The sequence below is a fragment of the Kutzneria buriramensis genome (genome assembly GCF_003387475.1).
Lineage (GTDB): Bacteria > Actinomycetota > Actinomycetes > Mycobacteriales > Pseudonocardiaceae > Kutzneria > Kutzneria buriramensis.
Genome location: NZ_QUNO01000006.1, coordinates 191,626 through 216,558, shown reverse-complemented (window position 1 = coordinate 216,558; position 24,933 = coordinate 191,626). Strand labels below are relative to the sequence as shown.

At 68.5% G+C, this 24,933-nt stretch carries 23 protein-coding genes and 1 pseudogene; 7 read left to right on the top strand and 17 right to left on the bottom strand.

What is annotated here, in order from left to right:
- Position 1: 1 nt before the first annotated feature.
- The 5 genes from BCF44_RS19065 to BCF44_RS19040 all read right to left on the bottom strand — a co-directional run bounded on the left by BCF44_RS19065 (position 2) and on the right by BCF44_RS19040 (position 5,288).
- Entirely contained in the window at positions 2-1,072 is a 1,071-nt protein-coding gene (locus BCF44_RS19065) for an MSMEG_0568 family radical SAM protein (RefSeq protein WP_116175668.1), read from the bottom strand.
- 9 nt (positions 1,073-1,081) lie between these two features.
- Positions 1,082-1,594: an MSMEG_0572/Sll0783 family nitrogen starvation response protein gene (locus tag BCF44_RS19060; RefSeq protein WP_086864132.1), complete on the bottom strand. Its 513-nt coding sequence runs from the start codon at positions 1,592-1,594 to the stop codon at positions 1,082-1,084.
- Between the two features lie 4 nt (positions 1,595-1,598).
- Positions 1,599-2,435, bottom strand: a complete 837-nt coding sequence (locus tag BCF44_RS19055) for an amidohydrolase family protein (RefSeq protein ID WP_116175667.1) — start codon at positions 2,433-2,435, stop codon at positions 1,599-1,601.
- Entirely contained in the window at positions 2,435-3,757 is a 1,323-nt protein-coding gene (locus BCF44_RS19050) for an MSMEG_0569 family flavin-dependent oxidoreductase (protein WP_116175666.1), read from the bottom strand. The genes BCF44_RS19055 and BCF44_RS19050 overlap by 1 nt, the downstream gene beginning before the upstream one ends.
- 757 nt (positions 3,758-4,514) lie before the next feature.
- The gene (locus tag BCF44_RS19040) at positions 4,515-5,288 is read right to left on the bottom strand and encodes a class I SAM-dependent methyltransferase (protein WP_246015280.1); all 774 of its coding nucleotides are present in this window, start codon (positions 5,286-5,288) and stop codon (positions 4,515-4,517) included.
- 208 nt (positions 5,289-5,496) lie between these two features.
- Between BCF44_RS19040 and BCF44_RS19035 the strand changes: the two genes are divergently transcribed.
- A complete protein-coding gene (locus BCF44_RS19035; RefSeq protein WP_211353102.1) occupies positions 5,497-5,811 on the top strand; it encodes a hypothetical protein in 315 nt (104 codons plus the stop codon).
- A 210-nt stretch (positions 5,812-6,021) separates the two neighbouring features.
- Here BCF44_RS19035 and BCF44_RS19030 read toward each other — a convergent pair whose 3' ends face one another.
- Positions 6,022-7,020 (bottom strand): substrate-binding domain-containing protein, encoded by a 999-nt coding sequence (locus BCF44_RS19030; RefSeq protein ID WP_116175663.1) that lies wholly within the window; start codon positions 7,018-7,020, stop codon positions 6,022-6,024.
- Positions 7,021-7,125: 105 nt separating this feature from the next.
- Between BCF44_RS19030 and BCF44_RS19025 the strand changes: the two genes are divergently transcribed.
- Complete coding sequence (locus tag BCF44_RS19025) at positions 7,126-7,974, top strand: LysR family transcriptional regulator (RefSeq protein ID WP_116175662.1); 849 nt, start codon at positions 7,126-7,128, stop codon at positions 7,972-7,974.
- Positions 7,975-8,406: 432 nt separating this feature from the next.
- Here the strand turns inward: BCF44_RS19025 and BCF44_RS19020 are convergent, their stop codons facing one another.
- Positions 8,407-9,219: an SAM-dependent methyltransferase gene (locus BCF44_RS19020; RefSeq protein ID WP_116175661.1), complete on the bottom strand. Its 813-nt coding sequence runs from the start codon at positions 9,217-9,219 to the stop codon at positions 8,407-8,409.
- Between the two features lie 196 nt (positions 9,220-9,415).
- Between BCF44_RS19020 and BCF44_RS19015 the strand changes: the two genes are divergently transcribed.
- Positions 9,416-10,021, top strand: a complete 606-nt coding sequence (locus BCF44_RS19015; protein ID WP_116175660.1) for a TetR/AcrR family transcriptional regulator — start codon at positions 9,416-9,418, stop codon at positions 10,019-10,021.
- A 167-nt stretch (positions 10,022-10,188) separates the two neighbouring features.
- Here the strand turns inward: BCF44_RS19015 and BCF44_RS19010 are convergent, their stop codons facing one another.
- On the bottom strand, positions 10,189-14,406 hold the full coding sequence (locus tag BCF44_RS19010) for a carboxypeptidase regulatory-like domain-containing protein (RefSeq protein ID WP_116175659.1): 4,218 nt from the start codon (positions 14,404-14,406) through the stop codon (positions 10,189-10,191).
- A 144-nt stretch (positions 14,407-14,550) separates the two neighbouring features.
- On the opposite strand from BCF44_RS19010, the gene BCF44_RS19005 reads away from it, so the two are divergent.
- Positions 14,551-15,531 carry a helix-turn-helix domain-containing protein gene (locus BCF44_RS19005; protein ID WP_116175658.1) on the top strand — a complete coding sequence of 327 codons (981 nt, stop codon included), beginning with the start codon at positions 14,551-14,553 and terminating at the stop codon, positions 15,529-15,531.
- Positions 15,532-15,552: 21 nt separating this feature from the next.
- On the opposite strand, the gene BCF44_RS19000 is transcribed toward BCF44_RS19005, so the two are convergent.
- The 3 genes and pseudogenes from BCF44_RS19000 to BCF44_RS18990 all read right to left on the bottom strand — a co-directional run bounded on the left by BCF44_RS19000 (position 15,553) and on the right by BCF44_RS18990 (position 17,518).
- A complete protein-coding gene (locus BCF44_RS19000) occupies positions 15,553-15,981 on the bottom strand; it encodes a nitroreductase family deazaflavin-dependent oxidoreductase (protein WP_246015338.1) in 429 nt (142 codons plus the stop codon).
- Between the two features lie 567 nt (positions 15,982-16,548).
- Positions 16,549-16,956: pseudogene (locus BCF44_RS58970) on the bottom strand (chloride channel protein); the annotation flags it as partial.
- A gap of 76 nt (positions 16,957-17,032) precedes the next feature.
- Positions 17,033-17,518: a DM13 domain-containing protein gene (locus BCF44_RS18990; protein WP_116175656.1), complete on the bottom strand. Its 486-nt coding sequence runs from the start codon at positions 17,516-17,518 to the stop codon at positions 17,033-17,035.
- Between the two features lie 251 nt (positions 17,519-17,769).
- Here BCF44_RS18990 and BCF44_RS55535 point away from each other — a divergent pair, with 251 nt between their 5' ends.
- Positions 17,770-17,931, top strand: coding sequence for a hypothetical protein (locus BCF44_RS55535; protein WP_170217608.1), 162 nt, complete (start codon positions 17,770-17,772; stop codon positions 17,929-17,931).
- Between the two features lie 11 nt (positions 17,932-17,942).
- Here the strand turns inward: BCF44_RS55535 and BCF44_RS18985 are convergent, their stop codons facing one another.
- Complete coding sequence (locus BCF44_RS18985) at positions 17,943-18,305, bottom strand: DUF5313 family protein (protein ID WP_116176002.1); 363 nt, start codon at positions 18,303-18,305, stop codon at positions 17,943-17,945.
- Between the two features lie 101 nt (positions 18,306-18,406).
- Here BCF44_RS18985 and BCF44_RS18980 point away from each other — a divergent pair, with 101 nt between their 5' ends.
- Positions 18,407-18,955, top strand: a complete 549-nt coding sequence (locus BCF44_RS18980) for a hypothetical protein (protein ID WP_116175655.1) — start codon at positions 18,407-18,409, stop codon at positions 18,953-18,955.
- 1,764 nt (positions 18,956-20,719) lie between these two features.
- On the opposite strand, the gene BCF44_RS18970 is transcribed toward BCF44_RS18980, so the two are convergent.
- The 3 genes from BCF44_RS18970 to BCF44_RS18960 form a co-directional block, all read right to left on the bottom strand.
- Positions 20,720-21,307 carry a transposase gene (locus BCF44_RS18970; RefSeq protein WP_246015279.1) on the bottom strand — a complete coding sequence of 196 codons (588 nt, stop codon included), beginning with the start codon at positions 21,305-21,307 and terminating at the stop codon, positions 20,720-20,722.
- The gene (locus BCF44_RS18965; protein WP_116175654.1) at positions 21,276-22,052 is read right to left on the bottom strand and encodes an SDR family NAD(P)-dependent oxidoreductase; all 777 of its coding nucleotides are present in this window, start codon (positions 22,050-22,052) and stop codon (positions 21,276-21,278) included. Before BCF44_RS18965 ends, BCF44_RS18970 begins: the two co-directional genes overlap by 32 nt.
- A 100-nt stretch (positions 22,053-22,152) precedes the next feature.
- The gene (locus tag BCF44_RS18960; RefSeq protein WP_116175653.1) at positions 22,153-22,725 is read right to left on the bottom strand and encodes a TetR/AcrR family transcriptional regulator; all 573 of its coding nucleotides are present in this window, start codon (positions 22,723-22,725) and stop codon (positions 22,153-22,155) included.
- A 462-nt stretch (positions 22,726-23,187) separates the two neighbouring features.
- Here BCF44_RS18960 and BCF44_RS18950 point away from each other — a divergent pair, with 462 nt between their 5' ends.
- The gene (locus BCF44_RS18950) at positions 23,188-23,493 is read left to right on the top strand and encodes a hypothetical protein (RefSeq protein ID WP_116175651.1); all 306 of its coding nucleotides are present in this window, start codon (positions 23,188-23,190) and stop codon (positions 23,491-23,493) included.
- Positions 23,494-23,573: 80 nt separating this feature from the next.
- Here BCF44_RS18950 and BCF44_RS57620 read toward each other — a convergent pair whose 3' ends face one another.
- Both BCF44_RS57620 and BCF44_RS18940 read right to left on the bottom strand, forming a co-directional pair.
- A complete protein-coding gene (locus BCF44_RS57620) occupies positions 23,574-23,891 on the bottom strand; it encodes a transposase (RefSeq protein WP_246015336.1) in 318 nt (105 codons plus the stop codon).
- A 427-nt stretch (positions 23,892-24,318) separates the two neighbouring features.
- Positions 24,319-24,906: a TetR/AcrR family transcriptional regulator gene (locus BCF44_RS18940; RefSeq protein WP_246015278.1), complete on the bottom strand. Its 588-nt coding sequence runs from the start codon at positions 24,904-24,906 to the stop codon at positions 24,319-24,321.
- Positions 24,907-24,933: the final 27 nt, after the last annotated feature.

Here is a 24,933-nt window from a genome sequence, read left to right as displayed (position 1 = left end):
GTCAGCCTCCCGCCGCACTGAGCAGCCCGCACGCCCCGCACGCGGCACAACCCGCGCCCTGGTCCGCGCCGGTCATCCCGGCGGCCCGCAGCAGCGCCACGACCCGGCCCGTGATCTCGGCGACCAGCGACGGCGAAGGCGCGGTGGCGCCGTCGCGGCGGGCCAGGGTCCCGAGCATCGGCCGCATCGGGACGACGAACGGGTACACGCCCATGCCGATCAGCCGCCCGGCCCCCGCGACCAGGTCGTCCGGGTCCTCGCCGAGCCCGATCAGCAGATACGTCGAGACGCGGTTGCGGCCGAACACCCGGACCGCCTCCGCCCACGTGGCCTCGTACTCGGCCAGCGGCACGGTCGACTTGCCCGGCATCCAGCGCCGCCGGACATCGTCGTCGAGCGACTCCACGTGTACGCCGATCGACGTCGCCCCGGCTTCGTGCAGTTCGGTCAGCACACCGAGGTCGCCCGGCGGCTCGATCTGCACCTGGATCGGCAGTCCCGGCACGGCGTCGAGCACCGCCCGGACGCACCGGACCAGGTGCCGAGCACCGCGGTCCGGTCCGGCGGTGGTGCCGGTCGTCATCACCATCTGCCGGACGCCGTCGAGCCGCACCGCCGCTTCGGCGACCTCCGCGAGTTGCTGCGGGGTCTTCGCGGCCACGGTGGCCTCCGCCCGCAGTGACTCCTCGATGGTGCAGAACCGGCAGCGCTGGTCCTCGACGTACCGGATGCACGTCTGCACGACGGTCGTCGCGAGGACGTCCTTGCCGTGCAGCAGCGCGATCTTCCGGTACGGGATTCCGTCCGAAGTAGACATGTCGTAGAACCGTGGCCGCTCCACCGGCGTCACGCTCAGCCCGAGGTCGACCGTTCCCCGGTGGATCCGGCCGTCGCGGACCTCGTACGGGCTGTCGGGGTTCAGCGGCAGCGCGGCGTTGGCACCGTCGACGACCAGGTGGCCGTCGTCGCTCGGCCCGGCGCCTTTGCTGCGCTGCACAGGTGCGTCCACACGCACCCCGCGGACGGCGATGTCGGCGCGGATGTCCAGATCTTCTTCGATGCCAACGCGCACTACCGCTCCTCAGAACATGTAGGTGGAGTTGATGATGGCGCCCTTGCGCGCGTAGTGGATCAGCGCGTCCTGGACGTCCAGCGGGTGCGTCGGGATGACGCCCTCGATGAGGTCCTCCTCGCGAGCGCCGTGCAGCGACAGGCCGAACCGGCAGCAGTAGGCCTTGCCGCCTTCGCTGATGAACGTCTTGAGCTGGTCGTTGATGTTCAGCTCGCCCGGGAACGCGGCGTTGCCCGTCGTCGGGAAGCCGCGGGTGGCCAGGCAGTTCAGCGAACCCGGGCCGTAGAAGTAGATCGCTGCCTCGAAGCCCTTCCGCAGCGCGCGGGTGGCCTGCAGGATCGCGACGAAGCTCACCGACGACTCGTGCGCGATGCCGTGCACGAGCGTGAAGTAGCTCTGGCCGGGTTCGGCCTGGTAGTCCGGAAAGACCTTGGTGCCGCCGTAGAGGCTGGACCCCTGCGGCAGCGACGGGTGCGGGATCTCGTCGAGGCTGGTCTTCTCGGTCTCGGTCAGCTCTGCCATCGGTCTATGTCCCTTCCTTCGGTCCGTACAGCACGTCGAACGTGCCGCGGAAAACCAGGTCGGCGAGTTCGCCGTCGCCGGCCGCGGCGGCCAGCTTCGCGAGTTCGCCGTCGTGATCGCCCCACGGCTCGTCGGAGGCGAACAGCACGCGGTCGTGGCCAAGGCCCCGCCGTGAGATCTCCTCAACAAGCCAGCGCGGCGTGAAGCCGATCGCCCAGGACAGGTCCGTGTAGACTTGTTTCCCGGCGGCGATCCAGTCGAAGAAGCGGCCGCCGACGAGCTTGATGTGCCCGCTCATCCCGCCGCCGAAGTGCACGAGGTGCAGCCTGACGTCGCCGGCGTAGGCGTCGACGAGTTTGCCGACCTCGTCGATGTCCGAGGCCGCGCCGGGCGAGGTGTGGACGTGCACGACGAGGTCGTGTTCTCGCGCGGTGGCGAAGATCCGATCCAGCTGCGGCCGGCACGCGGGATCGGACGCCCGGCCGCCCAGCAGGAAGCTGAGCTTGAGCGCCCGCACGCCTTCTTCGCTCGCGAGTTTCAGCGCATCGTCGGTCCGGTCGGCGTCCTCCGCTCTCGGAGACACCCACAGCGCGGCGCTGATCCGGTCGTTCCTGCTCGCCGCCTCGACGCAGAGTTCGTTGAAGGAGAACGCGATCGCTGGGTCCGGAACCCCGTAGTTCGGGATCACCAGCGCACGTTCGGTGCCTTCACGGTCCAAATCGGACAAGAGCTCGCCGATCGTCGCGCGGGCGCCGATCGCCGGGGCCACCGGCGGTCCACCGTAGAACGGGTACGGGGGCAGCACGCCCAGGTGCCGATGCGCATCGTTCGTCCAGCGCATCACGCCACCGTCCGCGGCGCGACCCAGTCGTCGTCGGCCGGATAGGTGCTCACCGGCGTGCCGGAGATCCACCGGACGTCGGCACCCTGGCCGTCGCCGGTGATCCGCCGGGTCAGGTACTCGGCGTCCGCGGCGACGCCGCAGAACCGGCCGGAGCCCCAGGTGTGCTGCCACGGCAGGCCGAGGAAGTACAACCCGGGACAGCTGGTGACGCCGCGGTGGTGGGTCGGGTAGCCCTTGCCGTCGAACACCGGGACGTCGATCCACCGGTGGTCACGGCCGAACCCGGTGCTCCAGACGACCGCCGAAATCGCTTCAACCTCCAGAGCGCGCGGCCCGTCCGGCGGTTCCCACACCGCCTTGTACCGGTCCTCACGCGGTGCCGCGATCCCGCGCTGTGCGATGAACGTGTCGATCGAATCCTTGATGCCCTCGGACACCGCGTCGGCCGCGTCGAGGTTGCGGCGCAGGTCGTCGGCAAACCTCAACTGTCCACTTCGGACATCGGCCAGTCTGCCGTAGAGCTGCATGCCTTCAAGCGCGAACGCCCGCAGGTCGATGTCGTGCCCGCCGTCGCGACCGGTGACGTAGTGGTTGGCCCGCAACCGCACCGCGTCCGCGTCGGCGAACTCGTCGATCCCCCGCGCGTAGTAGCCCATCTCGTCGAGCCAGGCGACGACGTCGCGCCCGCGGTAACGCCGGGCCACCCGCGGCGCCGACCCGACAGCGAGATGCACCCGGCGCCCCGCCAGGTGCAGGTCCTCGGCGATCTGGCAGCCCGACTGCCCGGTGCCGACGACCAGGACGTCCCCGGCGGGCAGCTGAGCGGAGTTGCGGTACTCGGCCGAATGCAGCTGGACGACGTGCTCGGGCAGCCGTTCGGCCAGCCGCGGCTTCAGCGGCACCTGGTACGGGCCGGTGGCCAGCACGACGTGGTCGGCGGTCAGCTCGCCGGCCGACGTCGTGAGCCGGAATCCGCCGCCGGGCAGCTGCCGCAGCCGCGTCGCTTCGACGCCCTCGTGCAGCGGGAGGTCGAATTCCCGCACGTACGCCTCGAGGTAGGCGACGATCTTGGCCCGGACCATGAACCCGTCCGGATCGTCACCCGCGTAGGGGAACCCGGGCAGGCGGCATTGCCAGTTCGGCGTGACCAGGCAGAAGCTATCCCAGCGGCGGGTCCTCCATTCGTGCCCCGCGCGCTCGCGTTCGAGCACCAGGTGCCCGACCCCGGCAGCGGTCAGGCAGTGGGACATCGACAGTCCTGCCTGGCCGCCGCCGACCACGATCACCGGCCGGTGCAGGCCGTCGAGCTGGAAGTCCATGCCAATCAGTGCACCGGCGAACCATGTCCGGATGGTTTCATCCGGAACATCGACGTGTTACCAGACCACCGCCGCGTGACAACTTTCCCCGGTGCTGCTTAACATCGGCGGCGGCCGGCCCGTGAGTTCACCGGCACCGGACGAACGCGTCCACGGCCGTCACGCCGTGGCCCCGGGCCCGGCGCCGGCGAGCCGGGAACCCGGAAGGCACCGAGTTCGAGACGAAACCGCGCTGCGCCGTGGCGATGCTGGCGCGGGCCTTCGCGGCGAAGGTGCCGTTTGCGTTGGTCAGCGCGGACTGCGCTGGTGCACGCCGACGGTCACGGCGAAGATGTCGAGGTTGGCTTCGGTCAGCCAGCAATGCGGGCGCGGGCGATCGGGAAAGCGGTCCGCCAAAGCTGATGGGGCGGGATCAGCCTCTGGTAGGACAGGCGGGGCTGTCCCGACAGGGCAGGTCCCTTCGGCTGGCTCGGGCCGATCGACGACCGGTCTGATCCTCGTTCACGCGCCTCGTATACGTGTCCCGCGACTACGTTTGGACGGCAGTAGCCTGCGTATTGCATCAGATCACCGATGCGGACTGCGTGCCACTACCCCGGCGACCTCTACGCGGGCCGCCGCGTCCGCTCGCCGTAATGCACGCAGCAGGACTCCTTGTCCGAGGCGTTGCGTTGACCGCCTGAACCCGCACCGATGACAGGGCGCAAGCGTCCTGCGAGCAACCGCGCGGTCCGGCCAGGGACTGAGAGCCCGGTGTCTATACCTTGCTCGCGACCACCATGTAGTTCTCGGCCTCAAGATCGAACGTGCTCACTTCCGGCCGGAGTCCGACCCGGTGCAGCTCGACTTCGAGTTCCTCGTACCGGTAGGGCCAGCAGGACAGCAGTTCCGAGCGGACAAGAACCAACCCAGTCGCATCAACCTGGGCGATCGCAATCTCGATGTGGTGCTCCTCCTCCCAATGCGGCGCGATCTCCCAGCGGTAGACCACGACGGCATCGCGACCGTTCCGGCGGACGAGTCGGTCACTGATGTCCAGCCGGGAACCTCTGGCCCTCACGAGTTCCCAAGTGCGGGATGTGAGCACCAAGCGCCCGCCAGGGCGCAAGAGCCGTGACATCGACTCCAGAGCAGCACCCCTGCCTGTCGCGCCCGCGGCATGGTGGAGCGAGTTGCCAACGCAGAACAGCATGTCGAACGTGCCGTCCTCGAAATGGTCGGGCAACTCTTCCCAACTCGCCCGCACGGCCCGGACGGATGTCCCGAACTCCTCAGACAACTCTGCAGTCCGTCGAACCATCGCTTCGCTGGCGTCAGTTGCGACAACCTGTATGCCACGGCCGGCGAGGCCAACCGCCAACTGTCCGGTTCCGCACGAACAGTCGAGGACGTGAGCGTTCGACGGCAGGAGACCGAGGACGTCATCGAACGACGCAGCGAACTCGGCTGGAGGCAACTTCGCATCCGAGATGAGCCATTCGTACACCTCGGCAAGCACGTCATAATCCGTCACAACCACTACCTCCGTCACGCAGCAGACTCCCGGCGGGACGTCAGTCCATCAGCGGAGCAAGCCGAGCACCAATGGTTTTCGCACGGACAACCCGTCCACGCATGCCGCGGATAGCGCAAGCTGATGCGCTTGCTCATTCGCCGTGTTCGGCGCTTCGGACACTGTCAATACGTCCGAACTTGACACGCAGCGTGTCCGTGCTCGGCATCACCGGCGACGCGAGCAGATGACCACACTCGCCGGCGACCTGACCGCCATCGAGCGCGAGCTCCCCGACCTGGCGACCACCCACCAGACTCTGATCACACTCACCCAGGGCGAGGTGACCTCTCCCGACCCGAGTATCAACAGCGAGCCCTACCAACGGATCCTCGCCGCGTTCACACCCAGCGGCCCCGGCCTGCGCGCCAAGGACGTGTGCCGCGCCCTCGGCATCGGCACCGAGCCCAAGGACACCGAAGGCATCCGCGCCAAGCTCAAACGCCTGACGAATCGCCAGATCCTGACCGAGACAGAACCCGGCCTCTTCACCCTCACCTGAAAACGGGCGTAACCTCCCGAACCGCCCTCTCAGGGCTCACGCAACCGTCGCCAGGCACCCCGCTACGACGTGGGCAATACAGTCAAACGTCCGGTCTCCCTCATCGACCCACAACGGACCGGACGATAAAGAACAAGCTCAGGCCTCGACCCGGCCGGGCGACCGGACTCTCTTGCCGAACCACGAACTACGGTTACCGGGGGTCAGCAGTCACGTGTCGAGCAGTTCCGGCGCGAAGACCTCCTCGACCGTCCACAGCCGCGAGGACAGGCCCTGCTCGTAGTGGTAGCGCAGGTACGCTTCGAGCGCCACACGGTTGGCCGAGATGCCGTAGGGCCACCAGTCCGCGGCGAACTCCTCGCTGTTGCGCTCGATCAGCGCATCCATCCACGGGACCATGCTCTGGACCTGGTAGAGCCTGCGGTTGCGGCGGTACCGGTCGGCAGCCGCGTCCTTGGCCACGGAGAAAGTGCGGTAGACGTCATGGGCGAGACCGGGACGCTCCTGCAGGAGGTCCCGCCGGACGACGATCGTGTGCATGATCGGAAAGATCCCGGTGCGCCGGTGGTAGTCGCGTTCCAGCGGTTCGAAGTCGGGGAACAACCGAGCAACGTTCGGGGACCCGTCGAGCACGCACTGTGGGACGTTGGCGGAAAACAACGCGTCGAGCTCGCCCGCGTCGAGCATGCCGCTCAGAGTGCGTCCCGCGGGCGCATCCGCCACCTCGACGTTGTCCGGGTGCGGGTGGGGAATGAAGCCGAACGGCGCGGACGGGTGCTCGAGGCCGCCGATCAGCCAGCGGTTCTGTTCGGGCTTGAACCCGTATTCGTCCATCAGGATTCCCTTGGCCCACACGCCCGAGTCCTGGCCGTAGGTGCCGAACTCGCCAATGGTCCTGCCCACAAGATCACGTGGTTCCGCGATCCCCGAACGGGTGTTGACGAAGACGCACGAGTGCCGGAACACCCGATTCGGAAAAATCGGCAGTGCCACGAACGGCGAGTCCGACTCCAGCAGTCGGAGGTAGAACGTCAGGCCCAGCTCGGCAACGTCGAACTCGTTCCCGCGAATCAGCCGTTCGAAGATCTCCGGTACCGTGGCGGCGGTTTCGATCACCCCGTCGAGGCTGTCGGCGGGCAGGGTCCCATCGAACAACTGCCGCGTCGTGTCATAGTGGAAGCACCCGAGCTTGAGCGGACGATCGGTCATGGGTTGTCACTCCTCTCTGCCTTCTGCTTCCGATCTTTCGCCCGCGGCCCCATGGTGTCCAAGACCATTTCCGTCGACTCGATACCGCGCGGGTATCGTGACGGAGTGGATCTGCGCGCACTCCGGTACTTCGTCGCGGTGGCCGAAGAGCGTCACGTCGGCCGGGCAGCGAGCCGCCTGCACATGACGCAGCCGCCGCTGAGCCGGGCGATCCGACATCTCGAGGACGAACTCGGTGCCATCCTGTTCGAGCGCACCCCCAAGGGCGTCACCCTCACCGCCGCCGGGACAGTGCTCTACGACGAAGCCGCCGCGCTACTGGGACAGGCCGACCGAATTCCCGACCGGGTGAGCGCAGCGGCAGCGGCGAACCTGACGATCGGGACGCTCGCGGACACAGCCGAGCACGCCGGAGGCCGGCTGGTCCCGCTTTTCCGCGACCGTCACCCGTATGTGAACGTCAGCATCCACGAAGCCGATCTCGGCGACCCGACAGCGGGACTGCGGGCCGGGTTGGTCGACGTGGCCCTGACCCGGACGCCGTTCGACAGCACCGGGATCAGCACACGCGTGCTGCGCGCGGTTCCGGTCGGGGTGTTGATGCGGGACGACGACCCGCTCGCCCACTGCCGTTCGGTGTCGGCAGGCGACCTGGTCGACCGCCGGTGGGTCCGGCTGCCGGATGGCGCCGACCCTGTGTGGACGGCCTACTGGACTTGCGGAACGCACGATGACTCGCCGGTCATGCGAACGGTTCAGGAGTGCGTACAGGCAGTCGTATGGAACGGGACATCAGCACTCGCCCCCGTCGACCAACCACTGCCGGCCGGGCTGGTCGTCGTCCCATTGGACGACCGCCCGCCGAGTGAGATCGTCGTGGCCTGGCCGAAGACCAGCCGGAGCCCACTGGTGCGTAGCTTCGTTCAGGTTGCCGAAACCAGCTACCGGACTTGAACCGCACATGGCAACGAAATCGCAGACTCCTCTACTGTGGCAAGTACACTTGGACGTGAGCTTGAAGAACGGGCATGAGCACGCCGTTGGCTCAGGATTCAACTGGGGGTCAAGGGGTCGCAGGTTCAATCCTGTCGTCCCGACGGTCGAAGAAGACCCGCCGGCGATCTTCAGTCCATCATCCACAGTGGACCCAAATCCCGCGAGAGCCGGAAACCCGTTACGGGGTCGCGGTTCGCACTCCCCGGCCAGCCAAGATCGACATGTCGTCAGCGGCGAGATCCTACACGGCGTGTAGCGTCTCAAATCCCGATTCAGTTTCTCGTTCAGAATTGCACCTGAGCCGCATTTGTGCAATGGACGTGGGACTGTGTGGACTGGGTGCGGGCCCGTCACCTGGTTGAAGTATCTCGGGCCCGCGTCCGGTTGCGCCTACTCGGGCTTGCGGGCGAGGCCGCCGAAGAAGATGTAGTGCTCAGGATGTGAAGGCACATCGAGCGAAGTGTCAGGTTGCCACTCCGGCACATAGGTCGTGCCGGGCTCCACCAACTCCAACCCGTCGAACAGGCTGGTGATCCATTCCGTGGTGCGGGCGACCGCGGGGTTGCTGCTGGTGGCGTACAGCTTCTCCAACGCGCGCATCTCGGTGGGCCGGGAATCGCCGGTGGCGTGCGTGATCGCAAGGTAACTGCCGGGCGGCAGCGCCTTCCGGTAGTGGCCGACCAGGCCTGCGGGATCGTCGGAGTCGGGAATGAAGTGCAGCAGGGCCAGCATCAGGACGGCGACCGGCCGGTCGAAATCCAGCAGCCGCCGGATCTCGGGAGCGTCCAGGATGTCGCCCGGCGTGCGGACATCGGCCCGAACGACGGTGGCGCCGGCGTTGTCCTGCAATATCAACTTGCTGTGCTGGACGGCCACGTCTTCGTTGTCCACGTACGCCACCCGACAGGTGGGATCGGCCGCCTGGGCGATCTCGTGGACGTTGCCGACGGTCGGGATGCCCGATCCGATGTCGAGGAACTGTCGGACGCCGTTGCGGACCAGGAAGCACACCGAACGGCGGAGGAAGGCCCGGTTGGCCTGACAGGAGGCGGCGACGCCGGGAAAGACCTGTTCGGCCTTGCGGGCGAACTCCCGATCCGCTTCGAAGTTGTGCGCGCCGCCCAGCAGTGCGTCGTAGGCCCGTGCCGCACTCGGGGTGTTCAGATCGACGCCGGGCGGCACCCAGGCTGGCAGATCCGTCATCGGTCGTCCTCCGCGTCGTCGAGTCGGCTGCGTGATCATAGTGGCTGCCACGGTGCGCAGCCCTTCACCGCCTCCGGCCGCACGTTGTCGTGCACGCGGGCAAGGATCTCGCTGTGGAAGAGAATGGAGTGCACGATGACCTTCTCAAGACAAGGTTAATAGCACTAACCAGGTAAGTGCCCCTGACCTTGGCTCCATGCCAAAGAACGTCAAGCGGACCAGCGGCCACCACCACGGCGACCTGCGCCATGCTCTGGAGAAGGCCGCGCTGGAACTCGTGGCCACCAAGGGCGTCAGCGGCTTGACCATGGCCGAAGCCAGCCGTCGCGCCGGCGTCAGCGTGGCCGCGCCGTACAAGCACTACCCCGACCGCGACGCATTGCTGGCCGCCCTGGCGGTGCGGGCCTACACCCACCAACGCCAGCGTTACCGCGCCGCCATGGCCGAACACACCGATGCCAGCACCCAACTGGCGGCGTTCGCCACCGCCTACGTCCAGTTCGCCGCCGACGAGCCAGCCCTGTTCGAGCTCACCTTCGCCGCCGGGTTGAACAAGGCTCGCTTCCCCGAGCTCGCCGCGGCCGGCCAGGCGCTGTTCACCGAACTGTCCGCGCCGGCCCGCGCCTTGTGCAACGACGAGCACCGGGCGCACCGGCTGGTCCTAGCCATCGCCGCCAGCGCCCACGGCCACGCAGTATTTCTCACTGAAGGCGTGCTGAGCGACCTGGCGGACCCGCTCGGGACAGCCAAACGAGAGTCGGCCATCGCGGCCTCAGCGTTGATCGCACGGTATGTCGAGTGATCAACCGGACGCGGCGACAGGAGATTGCCAGGCTGTCGACGTTCTCTGGCCTACGAAACCGGCGCGAGCCGCCCGCGTATCCGTACCACCCGAACGCCACCGGAACGGCCGACCCCGCCGCCGTCACCGCGAACACGCGGTGACGGCGGCGGCGTCGGCCTGCCCTTCTAGCTGCTTCTCTTGATGGTGTCGTTGAGGTACTGCTGCGTCCTGGCCGTGCCGAAGGCGCTGTTGCCCGCCAGCGTGACGTCCGTCGTGACCGTCTCGCCCTTCTGCACCTTCACGATCTTCATGACCGGCGTGAAGCCGTCCTTCGCGAAGATCACCTGGAGCGGGTTGAAGCCCTTGTTCAACCAGAGCTGGTACTTGCCCTGGCCGTCGGTCTTCAGCGTGAACGTGGTCGGCCCGCACGTGCCGGTCTTGGTGTTGTACATCGTGCAGACCGCCACCGTGGCCCCGGCGATCGGCGTGCCGGAGCTGGACGTCACCGTGCCGGCGATCTTGCCCCACGCCGCCGGCGGGGTGGCGGTCATCGTCACCTTGACCGGACCGACGCTGGCGTACGGCGAGTCGGTGCTGACGAACAGCAGACCCTGGTAGGTGCCGGGCTGCGACACCGCCGAGGAGTCCGCGGTGATCCGCACGCTGACGGTCTTGCCCGGCGCCACGTCGAAGTCGGTCTTGTTCTCCGACAGCCACGGCACGTCGCCGCCACAGTCGCCGTAACCGGGCAGGTTCTCGGTGAACTGGGCCGCGTTGAACCCGCCGGTTGAGCCGCCGACCTTGTAGATGCCGCAGGTCGCGCCGCCCCGGTAGGTGGCGTTGTTGGCGTTGGGCAGCGCCGTCCAGGCGTTGCCGGCCGGGTCGTACTCGTAGCCCTGGTTGGAGATCTCGGCCCCGTTGTTCACGGCGCCGCCGACGACCTCCAGGTGCCCGTTGGCCGACGCAGCCGCCGCACCCCACGCGTCGACCGGGAGATCGGCCCGCTGGGTCCAGCTGCCGCTCCCCGGCGTGTACGAGTAGGTCTTGGTCAGCGCGCCGTTGCCGATGCCGCCGGCGCAGACCACCGAGGCCGCCACCCCGCCACACGCGATGAACGCCGCGCCCGTCGGGTAGTCCGGCTGCTTGGTCCACGAGTTGTTGCCCGGGTCGTAGCTGTACACGGCCGTCGACATCGGCGTGCACTGGCTCGTCGTGCAACCGCCGACCACGTACAGCTGGCCGGCCACCACCGCGCTGCCCGCCGCCGACACGGCCGCCGGCAGGTCGGCCACGCGAGACCAACTGTTGGCGGTGACGTTGTAGGCGTAGGTGTGTGCGCTGGTCGAACCCAACTGGTTCCAACCGCCGACCACGAACAGCGTGTCGCCGACGAACTCGGCCTTGGCCGCGCTGACCGCTTCCGGCAGCGGGGCGAGCGCGCTCCACGCGTTGTTCGTCGGGTCGTAGACGTACGCGCCGTTGGACGGCGCGAAACCGTCGGTGCCGCCGACCGCGTAGATCTTGCCGTTGTGGTTGGCCACCGCGTCGTCCATCACGGCCGTCGGGAAGTCGGCCACGTCGGTCCACGGCCCGGCGGCCGGCGCGGCCTGCCGCAGCGTCGGATGCACGCCACCGCTGGTCGCGGCGCCGCCGGCCGAGGCCGCAATGCTCGTGCTGGCCTTGACCACGGTCTTCGGCGCACCGGCGGCCTTGGCCGGCGTCACGCCGCCGTCGGTCTCACCGAGATGCACGTGGACCGGCGACTTGCCGGTGTTGCCGAAGGTGACGGTCTGGTCCTTCGACGCGCCGAGCTCCTCGCTGACCGAGACCGCCGACTTGTCGACCGTGAGCCGGCCGGCGTTCAGCGCGACATCCGCCTCCTGCACGCCGTCGGGCCGCACCGTGATCGTCTTGTCGTTCGGCGTGTACCGGCCGTCCGTGGTGGTGAAGCCGACGCTGCCGGTGTGCGAGCTGAACAGCCAGTAGTAGCCGTCGCCGATGTTGGCGTCGTCCGGCGTCGCCGCCGACACACCGAAGTCGGTCTTGCTCGCGTCACTGGTGACGGTCGCCCCGGTCAGCGGCTGGCCGGTGTTGGCGTCAGTCACGACCCCGGCGACCAGACCGCCGGGCAGCGGAGCGCACGCCCGGGAACCGACCAGCACGTTGTCGACCTCCCAGCGGCGGCTCCAACCCGCCGTGTAATGGAACCGGATGCGCACCGAGGACTTGCCGGCGGCCTGCGGGATCGGGATGTCGACGTGGTCGATGGTGCCGTTCATCTGCTGCACGGTCGACCAGGTCTGGCCGCCGTCGAGGCTGAGGTCGACGGATCCGGTCTGGCCCGGGAAGCCGATGTAGGTGGTGTCGAAGCCGATCTCCGGGTCGGCCCGGCCGGTCAGGTCGACGACCGGGGAGACCAGCGAGGTGTCCTGCTGGCCGCCCTCGCCGTAGAAGTCGGAGTCGACGTCGGCGAAGTACCCGTCGCCACCGGGCGGCGGGGCCCAGCCACCGACGTTGTCGAAGCCCCACGTCTGGCCGTTGCCGACGCCGTCGGTGACGGTCCAGCCGTCCTTGGTCGTCTTGCCGGACCAGTTGGCGAACGCCTCGGTGGCGCCGTCCTCGTGGTAGGCGTAGCCGGGCGCGGTGCAGGTGCTGGCATCGACCTTGAGCGGGACATCCTGGGTCACGTTCTGGTCGCCCAGCGCGACGGTCGTGTCCTGCGTGCTGTAGCCGGGTATGTCGGCTGCGGCCACGTGCAGCTTGTAGCTGGTGCCGTTGGGCAGGGCCACCGAGTAGCGCCCGGTGAACGGATCGGAGTACACCGCGCCGTTCGGGTAGCCGTCGATGGTGATCTTCGCGCGCAGCGGGTAGCCGTGGCCGGAGCCGTCGGTGACCCGGCCGGAGATGGTCCGGGTCGGCTTGGCCGTCAGCGCGAAGTTCTCGGTCACCTTGCCGCCGGCCGTGACCTGGACCCCGGTGACTTTGGCGTCGCCGTAACCGAACTTGGTCGCGGTGACGTCGTAGGTGCCCTCGGGGGCGTGCAGGTCGTAGCTGCCGTCGGTCTGGCTGGTGGCGGAGAACCGGTCACCGTTGGCTGCCGTGGCCGTGATCGCCACGCCGGCGAGGCCGGTCCCGTTGCCGTTGTCCGTCGCCTTGCCGACGATCTCGCCCGTCTTGCCGAGGGTCAGCGCCCCGATGCCCTTGGGGGAGCCGAAACCGGTAGGGCCGTCCCAGCCGGGGCCGGCGTTGCACAGCACGTTGCCGCAGGAACCGTTGGCCCCCTGGGTGACGTCATTGAGGTCGGCCGTGTCCCGGTACGGGTAGGTGACCGGGTAGGTGCCCGGTGTCGGCGTGCCGGCCAGCGCGTACATGGCCGCCACCAGCGGCGAGGCCAGCGAGGTGCCGCCCCACTGCGCCCATCCGCTCTGGCCCAGCGTGTTGTAGACGGCCAGGCCGGACGCCGGGTCGGCGTCGGCCGAGATGTCCGCCGACGCCTTGTTGTTCGGGCAGGCGGTGGCCAGGCCGGCCTGGTAGTCCGGGCGCGGCTCGTACAGCGAGCAGCCGGAACCGCCGGAGTCCCAGGCGGTTTCGGCCCAGCCCCGGGCCGAGCCGTCCGGCGTCAGCCGGGTGCCGCCGACGCCGGTCACCACCGGGCTGGTCGCCGGCCAGCTCTGCACGTTGCCGGAGTCGCCGGTCGACACCGTCACCGCGACGCCCGGGTGGTCGTAGTACTTGTCGTAGTCCTGCTCGACGGAGATCTCGCCGTCCACACCGTAGGAGTTGGAGATCGCCACGGCGCCCAGGCTAGCGGCGGTGTCGACGGCCTCGCCGAGGTCGCCCAGGTCGGCGGTGTCGCCCTCGACGAGCAGCAGCTTGCACTTGGGGCAGGCCGAGGACACCGCGTCCAGGTCGAGCGCGGTCTCCACCGACCAGCCGCCGTCCTCGGGTGGGAAATTCGTGCCGCCGCGCTGGTCCAGCTTCGTGAAGCAGCCATTGTCCGTGGTGCACGGCGGAAGTCCGTAGTACGACCGGAAGACGCCCAGGTCGGCCTCAGCGCTGCCGTAGCCGTAGGCGTCGACGATCGCGACGGTCATCCCGGCGCCCGCGTCCGGCAGCTGGTAGGCCGACCGGATCTGCTGCGGGCCCAGCGCCGTCGACGGCGGTCCGGCCGCCGCCGACCGGACCGCCGGACGGCCGGCGCCGTCGGCCACACCGACGGCGAAGCATCTCGCCACCGGCACCGCGGCCGAGCGCTGCGCGGCGGTCAGCGCGTTGCACGCGGCGGGAACGTACTGGGGTGTGGCCGCGGCCGCCGCGCCGCCGAACGCCACGGCGACGCTCGCGGCCGTGACGGCGGCCGCGAGCGCGGCGACCGTCCGGGTTAACCACGAGGTGGGTTTCATCGATGTTTCCCCCTGTTTCTTCGGGGTGGCAACGGATTCAGGCAGGGTCCGTCTTCCCGAACCTGTCATAGTTGCGCCAGCATCGACAAGTAGTGGAATGCAGCGGCTTTACGACACGTGTCACAAAGATGCCAGGGAGTCCAGATGTGGGAAGCGGTCGGCATTCCGGACGTGGAGGCCCGCGTCTACGAGGTGCTGATCATGCACGGGCGGTCCACTGTGGAGGGTCTGTCCGGCCGGACCAACCTGACCACCTCGAAGATCACCCGGGCGCTGGGCAACCTGGTCGGCCGGGGCCTGGTCACCCGGACGCCGGGACGGCCGGCGCGGTACTACGCGGTGCAGCCGTCACTGGCCGGCTCGGTGCTCATCGCCAAGCGGGAGCACGAGCTTGGGCAGCTGCAACAGCATCTGAACAAACTCGACGATGCCTTCCACGCCGAGATGGCCGCCGGACAGCTCGTCGAATACGTCGAACGTGTCGAGGGCGCGGCCCGGATCTACCGGGCGTTCGTGCGCATCCAGAGGTCCGCCCAGCGGGAGGTGCGGGCGTTCGACAAGCCGCCGTACTTCGTGTCGCCGGGAGAGCACGGCGACGAGGGCCCCAATCTGGAGGAGCGGCGCTCGCTTGCCGCCGGCACCGTCGCCTACCGCGTCGTCTACGACCAGGAGTCGGTGGCCCTGCCCGGCCGGCTGGACAACATCTGGGAGGGCATCCGCAGCGGCGAGCGGGCTCGGGTCGGCTCCATCCTACCGGCCAAGATCGTGATCAGCGACGACCAGACGGCCATCGTCAGCTCCGCCGCCGACTTCCACGACGGCGTGGCCTACCTCGTGCACCGGTCGTCGCTGCTGGACGTGATCACCGGGCTGTTCGAGGCCACCTGGGACCGCGCGGTGCCGCTCAACCGCGGGGAGTCCCGCGCTGGCGAGGCCCCCTTGTCCCACCGCGACCGCCAACTGCTCGGCCTGCTGGCCAGTGGCGCCACCGACACCGTCATCGCCCGCACATTCAACTGGAGCATTCGCACCGTGCAACGCCACATCCACGAACTCATGCAGCGCGTCGGCGCCCGCACCCGGTTCCAGATCGGTATGGAGGCCGCCCGCCGCGGCTGGTTGTGACGGACGACGACCGAGACGAATTCATCGGGTGAACGCGATCGCGTGCGCGTCGGGCACGGCTTCGGTGTCCAAATCGACCGGAAAGCCGAGGATCGGAGCGATCCCCTTCCAGGCGTGCGAGTGGGCCCGCCGGTAGTCCCGCAGCACAGCCAACGTGTCGGCGGTGCCGAGGAACCGATGGCTCGGGTCTTCCCAACGCAGGCCCGAGAAGCGGATCTCAGCGGCCGGTGCGGCCTTGAGGTTGCGGTACCAGTCGGGCTCACGCCCCCAGGCCGCGATCACGACGATCTCCGGCACGCTCGGGTTGTGGCGCACGACCTCGGCCACCACCTCACGCCGCAGGCCCGACTTCCGTCCGATGTGGACGATGTAGGCCAGGCTATGACCGAACAGCCAGCCGAAGCCGTTGCGATAGAACCAGATCGGCGCCCTCAGTACGGCTCTGAGCATGTCGGTCGGCTTGCGTTCCACAAGTTTCATGCCGCGCTCCCCACGGAATCGGCGTTGAGGACGTTGAGCAGGGACTGGTGCGTGAGCCACCCGACCAACTCGGTCGCCTCCTCGTCGAGCACCGGCAGCCCGGTGCCCTGTGCGCTGACTAAGGCCGCCAGCGCGTCGCGCAGCGGCGATGTGCAGGTGAGAGGGGCGGCAGTTCGGCCAGGTCGCCACGGTGTGGTCGTGCGATTCCTCGTCGCCCAACGCCTCCGCGACCGCTCGCGCGGTGACGCAGCCGTGGTAACGGCCGTCCGCGCCGACCACCGGGAGGATTCCGTGGCCGGACAGGGCCAGCGCGTACGCGGCGGTCCGCAGGTCCGTCTTTTCGTCCAGCGGCTCAGGCAGGGCTTCGACCACGGCTTCGACGGTCCGGCCGGCCAGCAGCGCCGGTTCCGGGCGGGCGCCCAGATCGATGCCGCGGCGGCGCAGCTTGAGGGTGTAGATGCTGTCGCGGCTCAGGGTTCGGCTGGCCAGGGTGGCGATCACGATCGCGGCCATCAGCGGCAGGATGATGGTGTACTCGCCGGTCAGCTCGAACAGCACGATCACCGCCGTGATCGGAGCCCTCGCCGCGCCGGCTAACGCCGCGCCCATGCCGATCAGCCCCTACACCCCGGGCGAGCCGGCGATCCCCGGCAACGGGGTGTGGGCGATCTCGCCGAAGGCGGTGCCGGCCATCGCGCCGATGAACAGCGGCGGCGCGAACACTCCGCCGGAGCCACCGATGCCGATGGTCAGGCTGGTCGCGACGATCTTGCCCACCACCAGCAGCAGCACCAGCAGGCCCAGCACGTACCTGCCCTCGACGGCGTTCTGCAGCACTGGGTAGCCGACGCCGTACATCTGCGGCAGCAGCAGGAGCAGACCGCCCAGCAGCAGACCGCCGACCGCCGGGCGCAGCCACTCCGGGAACCGCCACGCCCACTGCACAACACGTCCGAGCGTGCCGTGCGGGCGCTAGCCGCCTCGACGTCTGTGCCCGCCGGGCGGCCGGCGCCGGGCATTCCTAGGCACTGAGGCCGGCGACACCGAACCCGACCGCGAACCGATCGCACCAGATCAGCACGCTCTTGTACTTCGACACGTCCGTGCCGGTCGGGATGCCGTAGACCTGATTGCCATTGGTGGCCTTCAGCGCACCCAGGTCGATGTGCCCGTCCTGGGCGAAGGCGGAGTCGCCGGCGTCCTGCGGCTTGTCCGTGATCCACACATGCACCGCGGGGCCGTCGCTGGTGCCGAAGTCCCTCAGTTGCACCGTGTACTTGCCGTCCGTGGCCTTCACGATCTCCGCCTGGCCCGTGGTCGCGTGTGCCAGCGAGCGGAACGTTCCCTTGCCCACCAACGCGTTCGTGTTCGACACCAGCTGCTCGTTGATGGTGCTGCTGGTGAACAGCTTCCATGGCTGGAACGCCCACAGCCCCACCGCGACCAGCACCACCACGACAACCGTCGCCGGGACAACGACATTGCGCCGTGCCAGGAGCGCACGCATCGGACCACCTCACCCGTCTGCCGCCGGCCCTCATGACCGACCCTCTGTCACCGTCCAACGACGGGCCGTGCGAGCGATGATCCCGACCGAATCTTACGTTCCGGTGACGGACAGCAGGCCCTCCATCAGCATGGTCAGGTAGCGGCGGGTGGTGCTCCGCACCACTCCGAACCCCATGGCGGGGTCCAACAGGGCGGTGCCGATCGCCCGTAGTTTCCGACGAGCACATCCTGCGCACCCGCCGATATGGCGTGCGGTTCGCCGTCAACACCGACGCCCAATCGGTCGTCCAGCTGAACAACCTGCGTCGCGGCGCCGGCAACGACCAACGCGGCCGGCTCACCACCGACGAGGTCATCAACACCTGGCCGCTGCGCCGGCTCCGTGCCCTCCTGCACGCCAAACCGGCCTGATGGGCCTGCACTCATCGGTCCCGGGATGCCTCGCTGCGGCGCCGCCGCACCGCCTTGCCGGTTCCCGGCGGGTAGCCGTGCCTGGCCAAGCGGGCTTCGATCAACTCGTCCGCGCTGGTCAGCGTGAAGTACAGGCTCATCAGCAGCCCCAGTGCCAACGCCGGCAGCACCACCAACGGCGGGGCCGGCGTCAGCAGCGTCAGCACGACAACGCCGGCGACCAGCAACGGCAGCGCCTCCACGACCACACGCACGGCGTATCGCAGGAGCCACGTGCGGCAGGTCGCGTCGTACAGCACCCATTCGCGGTACCGCTCGGGCAGTCGGCCACCGTAGGCGTAACGCAGCCACTGCAGCGGGTTCGGCCTGTGCATCGCCACACCGTCCGGATACCCACTTCGACGCCCAAAACGCCTGTACCCAATGGCGCCACGGGTACACGAGACGAAAGGCGAGCAAGGAGAGGTGGTTGCTGATGGGCGACGGCATCGTGGTGGCACGTCAGCCGCTGTGGCAACAGGTCATGGTGGCCAGTGCCGGCGTCGGCGCGGGCATGATCGCCGAGTACCTGCTGGATCCGCATCTGGCCCTGTGCGACAACCGGGACGCCTTCTCGTCCAAGACCTACGCGTTGGCGGTGCTCAGTCTCGGTCGGTGGCTGTCCGGTGACCGGCAGGAGGCCTGTCGACTGATCCGGGACGGCATCCCCGCCGCACAGCACATCGGCGACCGATGGGTTGTCGCGCACTACCTGGAGACGCTGGCCTGGATCGCGGGAGCCGACGGTCAGCACACCCGCGCCGCCCGGCTGCTCGGCGCCGCCCACCCGGTCTGGCGCTCCGCCGGGGCGCCACCGTCCGGCCCGCGCTACCTTGCCTCCTTCCACGACCACTGCGAACACCAGGTTCGCACCGTCCTCGGGGACGAGCGGTTCACCGCGGCCTTCCAGCACGGCACGCGCTTCACTCTCGACCAGGCCATCGACTACGCCCTCGAGGACACCAGCGACCCAACGGCCACGTGATCCAGCCCGCACTGGCCGTCCTCCCTGACCTTCAGGGAACACCGGGTCGCCGCACCCGCAGGCCTCGGACTATCCACTCAGGACAGCGCTGCCCAGCTGGCCACCGCCCCACGCGCCGCATGGATCACCCAACACCCGCGACCACCAGACGATTCAGTATCGGCTTCCGCGCGCCGCAGGCCGCGAGCACCGAAGCGGCACGGCTCACTAGCCAGAAGACCGATCCACCAGCCACACCCCCGCCCAGCCCTGGGCGTTCGCCCCGGATGGGTACCGGTCCCCCGACCCGCATGTCGTCGGACCGGTACCCCGCAATCCAGGCGCACGTCGTGGGCGTGCCCGGATCTGAGCGGTACTCAACCAGAGGAGACGCGCCCGACACCAGGGGAACATGACGCCACTGGCCAGGAGTGGCCCCCTGAAGCACCACAAACGCCACCGGTGCGGCCTCCTGGATACCGTGCCCTCTGCTGCGTAGGAGGGAAGCCGCGATGACGCTCTACGGCCTGTTGGCCCACCACACCACCGGCACCGCCGTGGGCGTCGCCTGCCTGGTGATGCTCGGTCTACTGCTGCGCCTGGTCGGCCCTGCCGCCGGCGCTGGCGGGCACCGCGACCGACCGCCTCGTGGCTGGACCATTATCTTCGGCGATGCGGGCCAGAACCGATATCGCTTGACGACGCGTCGGGTTCTTTGGTCTCCCCGGAGCCCCGCACACAGTCGGGCGACCGGACTGAGACGAGCCCGGCGCGACCTCGTAGTCTCGACTGAACCTGCCAGAGGGGATCGCGGTCACCCGCCTGGCTGAGCGCGTACCTCGCTATCGACTCAGGTAGGAATCAGGTAGTTGTCCCGCTGTGTCGAGTCCTGGCCGAATCCACACTGATGGACACCGGTAAGAGGTCCGATCGAAGCGAGGCGAGGGCAATGCCAGTCACCAGCATCCACACGGCTGCCGAGCGGTTGGACGCTGTGCTTGACCGCGAGGACCGCTACGAGGAACTCGGGCGGCTGTCTCCTCATGAGCGACTCTCGTGCCCGTCGCACCGGAGGTGGGTTCACCAGTGCGTCAGCTCGCCACTGCACGTCATCCCGGTGACCGGGCACCGCTGGTGCCGCCGCTGCGAGTGCGCGCAGCTGATCGCGGTCGACGAGCTCAGCGGGACTGTGTCGCTGTCGTGCCCGCGCTGCGGTGAGGCCCCCCCGACGCTGGCCAGTAGGCAGATCGTGCGGACGTGCCGGGCGAGCCTGGCCGCATGGCGCGGCGCGCATCGTGACTCGACGCGGGCTCGAAAGCAGCCCGGTGAACGGGGCCAGTCAACGAAGCCTGTCCCGTTCACCGGGTATCCACCCCACGCCGCCAGCTGATCCCGTCGCGTCAAGGGATCGGAAGACAAGGATTCACAGGCCCTGGTGTCAACGGAGTACAGCGACACGACCGCACGATCCGCCTGATTGACTTCACAGCCCCTGTCGGGCTCTGTCGCCTGATTCGGCTCGGACGCCTTGAGATGCATCGCAACCCGCGATGTCGGCCAACCGTGCCCGCCGTTTCGCTTGGTAACGACGATCATGAAACAGAGCCTTGTGGAGTTCCAAAACCGCGCGTTGTCGCCTTGAGCAGCGGTGGCCCAGTCCGTGTTTCACATGTGGCGCAATCAGACGTTGATCGCAGCGACGGTCACCGTGGCCTTGTAGCGCACACCCAGCTTTTCGTACCGCGTGGCCACCGCCCGATGCTGTTTAAGCAGGCTGATACCGCACTACACGGCATGACGCTGCTTGTAGATCTCCGCATCGAACGCTGGCGGCCGTCCACCAGCCGATCCTCGGGCACGGCGATGGGCGGCCTGGTCGCACGGCTGAGCGATGGTGGCCTTGATCCCACGACGACGCACATAACGCCGGTTGGCCCGGGAGCTGTAAGCCTTATCGGCCAACACCCGATCCGGTCGACACCGCGGCCGTCCCACCCCCACCCGGGGAACTCGAATCTGCTCGAGCACCACCGTGAACTGTGGGCTGTCCCCACACTTGCCCGCAGTCACCACCAGCGCCAGCAGCTCACGCCCCTGTTCGCAGGCCAGGTGTAGCTTGGTCGTCCACCCACCCTGCGACCGGCCAAGTCCGTGATCGTCCAACTCCTCGCCGCCCGCCGCGGTGCCCGGTGGTTGGACCTGCAGATGTTCGACTGGTCTCGAACCGATGGTATCCACAGTTGTGCCTTGTGGTGGGCGAAGTGCTGAGCACCCAAGGAGGCGAGGGCCTGTACGGGCTCCGAACCGTGAAACCCGTGCAGGCCGGGCAGCGCCTCGGTGGTTACTGGTTTCGACCTGCCGTGACGCCGCCATCGACGTCCCAGATCGCGCCGGTGACCCAGCCGGCCTGGTCGGAGAGGAGGAAGGTGACGGCCGCGGAGACGTCCTCGGTGGTGCCGATCCGGCCGATCGGGTGGAAGTCGTTGAACCCGGCCAGGACGGTGTCGACCTCGGACGGTGGGATGAAGCCCTCGTAGATGGGGGTGGCCACCACGGCCGGGGAGATGGCGTTGACCCGGATCTTGTGGGCGGCCAGCTCCAGGGCGAGGTGCTGGGTCAGGGCATGCAGACCGGCCTTGGCCATCGAGTATGCCGACGACGGAGTCGCGGCGATGGCCTGCTTCGCCCACATGCTGCCGATGTTGACGATGGCGCCACCGTGGCCGCTGTTCACCATGTTCCGCGCCACGGTCTGGGTGATCAGGAAAGTGGCCTTGTTCAGGTCGAGGTAGGCGTCGTAGTCGGCGGCGGTGTGGTCGAGGAACGGCAGCGGCTTGAACACGCCTGCCGCGTTGACAAGCAACGTGGCGTCAGCGTGCTGGTCGGCCAGTTCCTCGCGGACCCTGGTCGCCTCGGCGGGGTCGCGCAGGTCGGCGGCGATGCCCCACGCCTGTCCGCGGGTGGCCAGGTCGGCCACGGTCTTCTCGACCCGCTCGGGGCGGGAGCCGATGACGACCGCGCTGCCGCCGCGGCTGACGACGTCCTCGGCGATCTGACGGCCCATGCCGCTGCTACCGCCGACTACGACGAGCTTGCGGCCGGTGAAGTCCTGTCCCATGATGGTTCTCCTCATCAGGCTACCTACTAGTTGGAAGGTTCATTGGTCATGCAAAAAGGGCGCCGCGGTGCCACGCGCGGCGGCCTTGGGTAGTGCGTTTTCAGAGCAGGGCGTCGACCAAGGTCGCCGCCACCGACCGGACCACATCCCGATCCTGTCCAGCGGCGCCGTCCGGCTGCCCGTGAGCGCGGGCCAGGAGCAGTGCCCCCTCCAGGGACGCCAGGTACGCCTCGGCCGCCGCACCGGTTCGAGTGGCGGGCATGCCCGCCTCGGCCAACACGCCAGCCACCCATTGCCGCTGATCGGCGAAGAACGCGTCCGTCGCCTGCCGTACCTGAACGGGCAGGCTCTCCGCATCCACGGCGAAGACGCCGCAGAGGCAGATGCGGCCGCCTTGGGCAAAGGTCTCGGCGTACAGCCCGGCATAACCCACCAGGCGCTGCCGTGCGCCCACCGCGTCGTCGTCGACTTCTTTTCGCGCTACGGCGAACCGTTCCCGATAGCGCGCGATCAGGGCCTCGGCCAGTGCGGCTTTGGTGGGGAAGTGGTGGTGGATGCTCGGCTTCGTGATGGACAGCTCGGCACTGATGTCGGCGTAGGAGAAGCCGTTGTACCCCCGAACCTGCACCAGCGTCTGAGCGCTGTCCAGGATCCGATCCGCTGTCGTGGTCACGCGACAATTTCTACCTTCTAGTTGGTAGACAGTCAAGGGGTGTCCTCGATGAACATCCGAGCCACGGCTACCGCCGTGGGAAGCGCTACGAGGTGACCAGTCCGCAGGACGTACCCCGGCGCCGGCCCACGCCGTGCGCCATGCTCGGCCGGCCCGTTGTGGTCGCGGGAGTCCGTGCACGATCGCCAGGAGTCGGGCGACCCGCGTCCCAGCTGTCGATCGGCGTCGAGCGCATGGGCGTCGTGCAATGTGTCCGCAGCGAGTTGGGCGAGCCTTGTCCCGCCGTTCATATAGTGCGCAGCCCGGTGACAACGGTCCCGGCCACCACGCCTGGGCCTGCTGGCAGCAGGAGCTGCACCGCTCGTTCCCGATGCTGATGCGCGCCATCGGCGTCGCCTTCCGACCCGTACCGGTCGACCGACGCTAGAGTCGGAGGGCAGGACCAGCGGTGAGGAGACGGCGATGGACGAAGATCAGCACGACCTCCACGTTACGGACGCCGAAATCGTCGACGACGCCCCGACCGCCGCGCTCGCGGTCCCCACGCCGCCCCTGCCCGATCCGGATTACAGCGAGGGCGGCGTGCCCAGCTTCGACTTCGTCCGGGACAAGATCGAGAACCGGTACACCACGTCGCTGGGCACCACCGAGTTGGCTGGACTGGGCACCGAGAACACCGCCGCGGCGTTGGACAAGAAGATCGCCGACCGGGAGCAGACGGCCACCAACCGCCTGGCCGAGATCCGCCGCTCACTGCGCGGCGAGTAGGCGCCCCCGGGTCAGCTCCGAGCCCCCGCGCCGGCGCCGGTCCGTCAACTCGCCTCGCCCAACCACGGTCTAGTGGCGTGTCACGCAACCTTGGCCGGGTAATGGGTCCAGGTCCGGATCGGTGAGTCGGTGGCGAACCCGGTCTTGGGTCGGGCGCGGGCGTTGCGCCAGCGGATGTAGGTCTCGATAGCGGCGTTCCGCTCGGCGTGGCTGCGGTGGTCGGTGCCGTTGAGCGCGAAGTGGCGCAGCGCGGCGAACTCCGCCTCGATCCAGTTCAACCAGGACCCGTAGGTCGGCAGGAACACCATCTCGACCTGGTTGTCGGCGCACCAGGCACGGACCCTGGGATGCCGGTGCGGGGAGAAGTTGTCGACCCACGACGTACAACTTCTCCCCAGGCCAGCGGGCGCGCAGGGCCTTGAGCAGACCGAGGAACTCGCGGTGGCGTTTGCGGTCCCGGATCCGATAGAAGATCTTGCCGGTGGCCAGGTCCAGCGCGGCCAGCATGTGCATCACGCCGTCGTAGCGGTTGTAGGTGGCCCGCTGACGCAACGGTCTGCCCACCGGTCGCCACGTTTTTCCCTTGCGGGGCTGCAGGTTCAGCGGCCCGAACTCGTCAACACAGACCACACGCCCATCGGTGGGCGGGTGGTCGTAGAGGGCCAGGATCCGGCTCATCTTGGTGATGAACTCCGGGTCCGTGGAGGCCTTCAAGGTGGTCGTGGTCTGCCACGAGACGCCGCCGGCGCGCAGGATCCGACGCAGCGTCTCCCAGCTGATGGCCACCACGGTGCCGCGGTCGAGCAAATGTTCCCGCAGCTTCTCTCAAGGTAGTGGATGTGGTGTCCCGGGAATACGGGCGGCGGCTGCGGCGACGGTCGCCAGATCTTCGCTCGAGAAGCCGGCGCGACTCAGCACCGCCAGGGATTTGTTCGTTGCCAGCGTGCACAGCGCCAGCTCGGCCGCCTCCTGATCATCGGGTCCCGCCGCCAGGAACGCCTGCTCCAGCATCGCCCGCAAATCGTCGATCATGGCGCGGACCAGCGCCCGGCCCTCCGCGTCGAGGGCCGGGAACTGCGCTGCCGACATCGTGACCAGGCAGCCATCCGGGACCGTCGGGTCGGCGATGCGGTTCAGGGTGACCTGCAGATAGGCGGCCACAACGGCGCTCGGGTTGGGGTGCGGGCCGGACAGTGCCTGGTGGTACAGCGGGTGGTAGGTCTGCGCGTACCGTTCCAGGCATTTCCGGAAGAGGGTGCTCTTGTCGCCGAAGGTGCCGTAAAGCGAGCTCCGGCCCAGACCCGTGCCCTCGGTCAGGCGGTCGATCGAGGTCTCCGCGTAGCCCCAGCGCCAGAAGACGTGCATCGCGCGTCGTAGCGCCTCGTCCACGTCGAACTGTTTCCGGCCCGCCATGGTTCGTCAGCCTACACATCTTGTACC